This window comes from Moorena sp. SIO3B2, from assembly GCF_010692525.1.
Lineage (GTDB): Bacteria > Cyanobacteriota > Cyanobacteriia > Cyanobacteriales > Coleofasciculaceae > Moorena > Moorena producens.
Window position 1 is genome coordinate 1 of sequence record NZ_JAAHHE010000303.1, and the last position, 7,305, is coordinate 7,305.

The 7,305-nt window shown below is 43.5% G+C and carries 8 protein-coding genes and 2 pseudogenes; 4 read left to right on the forward strand and 6 right to left on the reverse strand.

Features of this window, described 5'->3' with window-relative positions; translation table 11 throughout:
* Positions 1 to 238: 238 nt before the first annotated feature.
* Positions 239 to 982, reverse strand: a complete 744-nt coding sequence (locus F6K38_RS31880) for an OmpA family protein (protein ID WP_229414431.1) — start codon at positions 980 to 982, stop codon at positions 239 to 241.
* A 597-nt stretch (positions 983 to 1,579) separates the two neighbouring features.
* On the opposite strand from F6K38_RS31880, the gene F6K38_RS31885 reads away from it, so the two are divergent.
* Complete coding sequence (locus F6K38_RS31885; protein ID WP_008182310.1) at positions 1,580 to 2,500, forward strand: hypothetical protein; 921 nt, start codon at positions 1,580 to 1,582, stop codon at positions 2,498 to 2,500.
* 66 nt (positions 2,501 to 2,566) lie between these two features.
* Here the strand turns inward: F6K38_RS31885 and F6K38_RS31890 are convergent, their stop codons facing one another.
* The 3 genes from F6K38_RS31890 to F6K38_RS31900 form a co-directional block, all read right to left on the reverse strand.
* On the reverse strand, positions 2,567 to 2,800 hold the full coding sequence (locus F6K38_RS31890) for a hypothetical protein (RefSeq protein WP_008182312.1): 234 nt from the start codon (positions 2,798 to 2,800) through the stop codon (positions 2,567 to 2,569).
* A 70-nt stretch (positions 2,801 to 2,870) separates the two neighbouring features.
* Positions 2,871 to 3,479 (reverse strand): hypothetical protein, encoded by a 609-nt coding sequence (locus F6K38_RS31895; protein WP_008182313.1) that lies wholly within the window; start codon positions 3,477 to 3,479, stop codon positions 2,871 to 2,873.
* A gap of 161 nt (positions 3,480 to 3,640) precedes the next feature.
* Positions 3,641 to 4,171, reverse strand: a complete 531-nt coding sequence (locus F6K38_RS31900; protein WP_008182315.1) for a thylakoid membrane photosystem I accumulation factor — start codon at positions 4,169 to 4,171, stop codon at positions 3,641 to 3,643.
* Between the two features lie 1,287 nt (positions 4,172 to 5,458).
* Between F6K38_RS31900 and F6K38_RS31905 the strand changes: the two genes are divergently transcribed.
* The 3 genes and pseudogenes from F6K38_RS31905 to F6K38_RS43675 all read left to right on the forward strand — a co-directional run bounded on the left by F6K38_RS31905 (position 5,459) and on the right by F6K38_RS43675 (position 6,226).
* Entirely contained in the window at positions 5,459 to 5,707 is a 249-nt protein-coding gene (locus F6K38_RS31905) for a hypothetical protein (protein ID WP_143764203.1), read from the forward strand.
* A gap of 12 nt (positions 5,708 to 5,719) precedes the next feature.
* A pseudogene (locus tag F6K38_RS43670) lies at positions 5,720 to 6,079 on the forward strand (choice-of-anchor W domain-containing protein); the annotation flags it as partial.
* A 12-nt stretch (positions 6,080 to 6,091) separates the two neighbouring features.
* The gene (locus tag F6K38_RS43675) at positions 6,092 to 6,226 is read left to right on the forward strand and encodes a PEP-CTERM sorting domain-containing protein (RefSeq protein WP_324293467.1); all 135 of its coding nucleotides are present in this window, start codon (positions 6,092 to 6,094) and stop codon (positions 6,224 to 6,226) included.
* On the opposite strand, the pseudogene F6K38_RS31915 reads toward F6K38_RS43675, so the two are convergent.
* Positions 6,168 to 6,584, reverse strand: a pseudogene (locus F6K38_RS31915) (IS607 family transposase); the annotation flags it as partial. The gene F6K38_RS43675 and the pseudogene F6K38_RS31915 overlap by 59 nt on opposite strands.
* A gap of 12 nt (positions 6,585 to 6,596) precedes the next feature.
* Positions 6,597 to 6,785 carry a hypothetical protein gene (locus F6K38_RS31920; RefSeq protein WP_008182324.1) on the reverse strand — a complete coding sequence of 63 codons (189 nt, stop codon included), beginning with the start codon at positions 6,783 to 6,785 and terminating at the stop codon, positions 6,597 to 6,599.
* Positions 6,786 to 7,305: the final 520 nt, after the last annotated feature.

The following is a 7,305-nucleotide window of genomic DNA, read 5'->3' on the forward strand; positions in this document are numbered from 1 at the left end:
GGTTTCAGGTTAGCTGGTTTCAGGTTTCAGGTTAGCTGGTTTCAGGTTTCAGGTTAGCTGGTTTCAGGTTAGCTGGTTTCAGGTTAGCTGGTTTCAGGTTAAAGGTTACAGCTTGCCAGTTATACATCCAGCTTTGAGTTGTTAAGGCTCTAATCTTCAACCTACCCTACACCGGACGCCCAAGGGAAACAACCAAATAACTTTCAAGCAAATAACCAAATAAGCTTCTGACTAATGACTAATCCACAGCAATTTCCACCCTACGATTGCGTTGCTGATTAACCTCAGTATCATTAGCGACCAGAGGACGAGTTTCTCCGTAGCCAATAATCAGCCAACGGTATGAATCGTCTAAAGCGCTACTAAGATACTGCTGAACTGCTTTAGCACGCTCAAATGAAAGGTTTCGATTCTCTTTGGCTTCGCGGGGGTTGTCGGTGTGGATAGCAATTCGGATTGTACTACTGGGATAGGCTTGCAAATCTGTGACAATTTTGTCTAGGATCAAACCTGCTTCTGGACGTAACGTACTTTTACTTTCCTCAAATAAAATATCACTGGGCAACGTGACTTTCAACTTGTCGGCAGCCAAGGCAGCTAGTCGATTGCCATTGCTATTACCAACTAATGGAGCATTGCTACTTGGAGTCGATGGTTCCTTCAGAAGCAAAGTGATCGCTTGGATGCGCCTTTCAAGAGATTCATTCCCTCCCGAGGTTCCCAACTGAGTTTCCAACATTGTCACGTCCTCACTCAATCTCTTCATTCGCTTGTCTAACTCACTTAGTTGAGCTTTGAGCTGGACTCTTTGAACTGGTGTCAATTGTTTTAGTGGATTGGCTTCCGTTGGTTCCCGAATTGAACTAAAATTGAAAAACGTTGATTCTCCCTTGTTATCCAGATGCTCCAGTAATTTTAAGATCAGGGGTTTTTCTGGATTCGGGTTAGGGTAAGCATTGGCAACAACAATGCCAAATATCACGGCCAAGCCACTCCCTACGCCTAGCAGTAGTAGCCTGAAAATTAAGATTAGTAGGCAGTTCAGTATACTTATTGAGGTTTCAGGTCTGGTATTGGTGTTGGAAGTAGCGGGTTGAGTCACACCGAATTTTGTTAGATCTCCTTCTACATAATGAGGCAGGATGCTCCAATTGTACTCCGTTAGGGGTCAAGCGCAGGTATTTTACATTATAGAAGAATTCAAAAAAACAAGGTTGAATTCCACATGGCTATCATAACACTAAAACCTCCAAACCAACCAGTTAATTCCAATGTCAAGCCTGACAACTTTTGTGTGAGGGCTACCCACTTCAGCCAAGACCTCTTAGGGGAAGGAAAGAGTGTTAATTTTTTATTTTTCCCTGGCTTATTTTATTTGTCTGCTTTCGGTAGCTTGATAGTCGAGGGTTTAGGTAACTGACTGAGCCGAAGTGTAAAAAAACCCGTTCGTAATGCAGGTTCGGACGGGGTAGTTGATCACTTTTTAACCTTTTAAACCTAAAGTTAAGGAACTATATTCTAATTTCTTGGGGTTGCTCCTCTAACTAGAAACGCTAATTAGTAACTGAAAGACTAATCAATGTTGAAAAGGCAATTGAGTTTATCAGGATGGCTTAAAAATCAACCACTAGGACTATTGTTAGCAACTTTGATGTTGATAACATCTAGCCTATTTGCTGAGAAAGCCAAGGCTAATGAATCCTTCCTAGCCAGTCAATCATCGGTGCTATCTTCCCAGCCTTTAAGGGAAGTAACAGAAGCTATCAAACCTGATCTAACCGAACCATACGTTCAGAGTGACCCGCTCAACAGTCCTTATCCTATTCCTTGGAATTGGGTCTTGGAAACCCACGCTGAACTGGTTGCTAATCAGAGTTTTGGGTTTAGGTACTATCGCAGCCAATCACTAGTTTCTCCTGATGGCAAGTATGCTGCCTATAGTCGCATTCAACTACAAGGACAGCCAGAACTGTACCGCAGCCGCATCAGTAGTGTGATGTTTCTAGAAAATTTGCAGACTGGAGATTTGCGCATCATAACTGCATCTTCTCCCTTAGCTAACCATCAGGCGCGACCCAAGGGCAGTTTACCTGCCCATTGGAACGCGCGCCTTAATAATGATGATAAATTAAGCGGCGCAATCGCTATTCTGATTCCCGTGTCTTGGACAGAGTCAAGCGATCGCCTTCTAGGGCGGCAATTTGAAGGTTTTTTTAATACGTCAGATGCTTCTGATTACGCAGTAATTTGGGATCGCAACCAAAATACTGTGACCACCTTGGCTCCTGAGCGCATTCATTATACTAACGCACTGTTGCTAGGCTGGAGTCAAGCTAATCCAGATCAAGTGCTATTTCAGGCTGGTGAGTTGGGCAATGAGTATTGGCCAATGTGGTCTGTTGAACCCAGTGGTTACACTGCTCTTACCTTTGAGGATGAACCTATGGTTTATGGTGAATCAGTAGAACACATTTGGTCTGGTTCCCAGGCACGCTGGTAATCACAAAGGATGAAGGATGAATTATGAAAACTCATCCTTCATCCTTCACAATTCATAGTTTCCCAATTACCTTTGGTGTTGTGCTACCAATTTTTTTAGGTAAGAGTAAGCTTCTTCTGGTGAAAGAGTGAAGATTTGACCTTTGCATAGAATTTCGTACCTTCCTAAGTAATAACCATGTCCCCCAATTAAACCCATCTTTGCGGCTTGATTGCCAAGCTTGGTTAATTCCTGTCGAATTGAATAGTCCAATTCTTCTATTTGTTGATCAATAACTTGATTAATAGTTTGTTCTTTCATGTTTGACCGCTCCTAGTATATTTATAATACTGCTTTATGCACCCACAACCCATCGACCTGGCGATAGCGGTCAACAAATTGGGCACTTGCCTGGATTAACTGCATGAATGTACTCACTTCCTGATGTCGGCCATCCCCGTTTATAGGATGCTTCCTCAGGTTTCCCCCAACCTAGCTGCAATATAATTTCCCAAAAGTTGTAATTCTTATATTCATAGAGATTTGCCCATTCCGTTTTATGGGCGACCTCTTTTACATCATTGGGCATAATTTTTTGATAGTCTTTACCAAAATTAATACTTAGGTATAAGTCCATACCTTGGATGCCTGTATACCAAAACTCTAAGAGGTCAGCTTTGGCAGCTTTGAGGATTTTCAGGTCACTCTCTAGGGCGGCTAACTGCTCGTCAATAGCAGGATAACGTAGAGTCTTTCCTTTCATAGTCAGTTCGCGCCAAATAATGCCTGAAACTTGGTGTTGCCGTTGGTAGCTGTGAACTGCGGCTTTAAAGTCGTTATAAGCACTGAACTTTTGAATTCCCTCCGGTTTCAGAAAGCGATCAATCACAGGGTTGCCAGACACCGAAGCTGCCAGATTAAGACGTTGCCCATTCATGCACGAACGACGCTCTTGAGCCAAAATTTTGATTAGCTCCTGTGTGCTGTAAACCTTGGACATCAGCACGGATGTTAACTGTACTTACAAATAGCTTAACCCGTAAACGTGACCAAAAAATAGGGTAAACGGCAATGGCAGTTCACTGATGACTAAAACAATTGTCTTCATGTTAAGTTGTTGGAGTTTCATCGGATGGATGTCTAACCAGTAGGCAAATTAAATCACTCTGATGTTAACTGAGCATTAATATCATTGACAGTGCGCAGCTTTAACTCCACGGATTCTGAACGGGGCAGTAAGTTAAACACTTCCCGAAACACATCATCTATCTGTTCATAAGCAACTTGTCCAATTTCATTGAGTACTACCTCTGCCTTTTGGTCAATCATTACTGTCTGGGGAATTAAATCTTGGTAGTAGTATCCCGCTTCTGTGGGTGTATAGGTAGCGTCGGGTAACAAAGTGTCGATGTTGACTGGAATAAAACTCGCGGCCCTACCATAAGGCTCCTGTAACTTAGAGATAGTGACAGAATATAGCTTGCAATCCCTACTGTCATCTAAGTAGAACACCAACAAAGCTGGCTTTTTCCTGCGCAAAGAATCTTCTAAGGTAATTCGTGGTGGGACTATAGAGCCATTACCAGCATACAGAGCAAAAATATTACCATCAAAGCTGTCATCATCGAAACTTGCTAATGCTGATGGTGTTCCCAGTAGATACCAGCAGCTCAGTAAGCCGACAAGAATCAATAGGCATTTGGAAACAAATCTGCGCCTTACACAGCAACTATATGTAATAGTCCTGTTTCGGAATCTTGCTAAACCGTCTATCATACCGAATTATTAGCCCTTATCTCAAATCCGAGGTGAATCCAAGTCCAAGGGTTTCAAAAATCGCAACAATCACTATAGCAATTGTAATTCAGTTGTGAACCCTAGTGCAGGAATATTGGCTGCACTACCAGGATAACTAGACTTAGGGCTACGCTAGTAGTAGCAGCGGCAGGGGCTTTGGGCAAGAATTAGCCCAAGTTTTGTACCAAGAAGGGCTTTTTTGTAAGCTTCCCCACAGCTGTAAGCCGGGGGCTTTCCCGGACAAAGCAAGGGTGTTGGTTTCAGTAGCTAAGCGCAGACTTAACGCGCCCAGATTCCCGATTGATTGAACCTAAGGGTTAAGTGCCGAACCTCAAGGCTGGCTTACTCTACGGACATCTCCGCCGCTTCTACAACCGAGTCATTTCTTTAAAGTTACCCTAAGGATAGGGTCGCCTTATTCCATGAGTTTTAACCCTTTTCTACTTAGCCTGCCGACTATAAAGGCGACCCTATCCATCGGTTTCGTCTTTAGACAGCCCCAATACTTCTAGCAAGGGTACCACTCGCCGATACTAACCTACACTGGCGCGCCGTTTACGACCTTCCCGTAGGGTCGGCAAAGCCTAAAGTAGAGTGTAAGAGTGCATTTGAGTCTATTTTTATTCTACATCAAAATTCTGGATATTCCGAAAGATTTATTAGCCAACTTCAAGGGTATTGAACCCATCAGCTGGCTGCGGGGGATTATCCCTCCCTATACCTAAAGGTAAGGGCTTCCCATCCCCCGAGCCCCCTTGTTTCGGTGATCGAGTACTTTGGTCAACTCTTGACTCTGACCCTGAATCGGCTCAAGTCCCAGAACCAGCAGCAACTACAGGTGCGACCCGTGGCGAATTTAATTCTTAATGGGTCAAGGGCACAAAGAGCGGAAAGCGCACCTAAGGTTTGTTAGGGCGCTAGCTTTGTTGGATATCAGCTTTTTGTCCAAAGGTCGTGGCAGGTAGGGTCGATCTTCGTCAACTATTAATACAGATTTCAATAAAGTTAATACAGATAGAACGTTAATACAGAAATACGGATAGAAAGCAAACGCGAGGCTCTTAAGGCCAAAGGCCACGCTACGCGAACAGAGCCGCTACGCGATCGCAAACACTCAGTCTCGATACTTTGATCAGTTGTTACTGCAATAACAACTAATACTCCATATAGGCAAGAGAAATAATGATGACTCGTAATTTACTATTAAGTTTGGGAGTGTCAGCACTAGGACTAGCTTTTACTCCCTTTGGAGCCAGTGCGTTTACGATTGGTGGTAATCTGACTGAAACAGAGTTCCAGAACCTAGATCCCGACATCTTCCTGTCTGCCAAGAGTCGTTTTGGGTCTGGAACAATAGGAGGAAACACTTTTGAGCTAGATATCCACAAGGTTAACGCTAGTGGTGGTTTTACTAACTTAGATCAGAAATAATTTAATTGGGTCAGTGGTGAAGCGGTTGATTTCTTACTGGAGTTCGATGGTATTTCTCAACTCACCTATACCGTTGGTGACGTGGTTCTTTCGTCTACAGTTACAGAGGATAACTTCTCAGATTTGTTTCTACGGACTAGTGCTCGTAAGAATAACAGCAGCATTGTACTGAGCAACTTGATGTTAACCGATAGTGCCATGTCTGCTAGTCTTCCTGACGCATCCAGTGTTTGTAGTAATCCTAATGATTGCGGTTTTTTTGATGCACAGTATTTACACATCAGTAACGTTTCAGGTGCTTTCACCCTCACTGGTCAATCAACTATGACCATGTCAGTTGAGAATCGGCCCACACAATCTCGACTAGCGTATCAGGTTAAATTAGTGGCTGGTGAGCCGGGAGACAAGCCCCCTGTTGATGTACCAGAGCCAGCTACGATGTCGGTGTTTTCCCTAGGTTTTATGGGTTTGGTTCTAACTGGTACTCGTCGCCGCCATCAGCTTGGAGTTCAGCGATAATTTTTTCGATCTTTTTCTTAGCATGATCTTGCCTGTACAACCTAGCAGAGAATGACTTGATAATAGCAATCAAATCCTGCATCAACTCGTCTTTACCCTTATCTACTTGGTTGACAATTTCTAACTGAATACCTAAACGATACAGCATAATCTCCAAGTAATTGATGCCGAATCTAGCCAGGCTGTCTTTATGCTCTACTAGTAAAATGTCGTAGCCATCAGAATGCATAAGAGTGGCTAATTGTTTACGATTATCGTTGAGTCCACTTCCTACTTCTTTGATAATTTTGACAATCGTGTAACCTTTAGCGATCGCATACTGTTGAAGACGTTCAACTTGAAGCTCAACGTCTGACTTATGCTCAGCAGATCAGACTCGCCCATAGATAGCAACTCGTTTGGTGTTTGATGGCTGGGTTTTCTGTTGATGGAAGTACTCAACGATGACTGAGCCACTTTCGGTTTGGAATGCTGGATGAGGCAACTTACCTGCCTTCCACCATCTCCAAGCCGTCTGGTAGCTTACTGCCATGTGTTTGGCATAGTCTTTGAGTCGCATCTGTGCTAATTACCTCCCTTGTGAGAGATTAGCACAGATGTTTGTTTATGACTATATTTTATGAATACAACAAGAGGAATAGATAGAATCATCAACAGTAGCCAAAACAGTCTGCCCAAGAAAGAAAATTGGCCATGAGCTGATGGCGACAGCCCCGCGCTCTACCCGTGCTTAGTGAGCGTCTTGAAGTTACCGTAAGGATAGGGTCGCCTTAATCAATGGAGGCCCGCTTTCCCCTTGAAGAATTAAATTACGGGGTCGCGCCTCAAGTTTTAACCTTTTTCTGCATAGCCTGCCTTGGGAGTTACCGTAAGACAGGCTCGCCTTATTACACAATTTTTAACCTTTTTATTCATAACCTGCCGACCATAAAGGCGAGCCTGTCTAAGGTTTCATCTTTAACCATAAAGGCGACCACTACTATCGGTTTCGTCTCTGGGAAGGATATCTTGGGCATTGGAGCGAAGCGGAATTGTGAATCAGGCGTATTTTGATTTTTTACATACGGCGGTTTGCATAA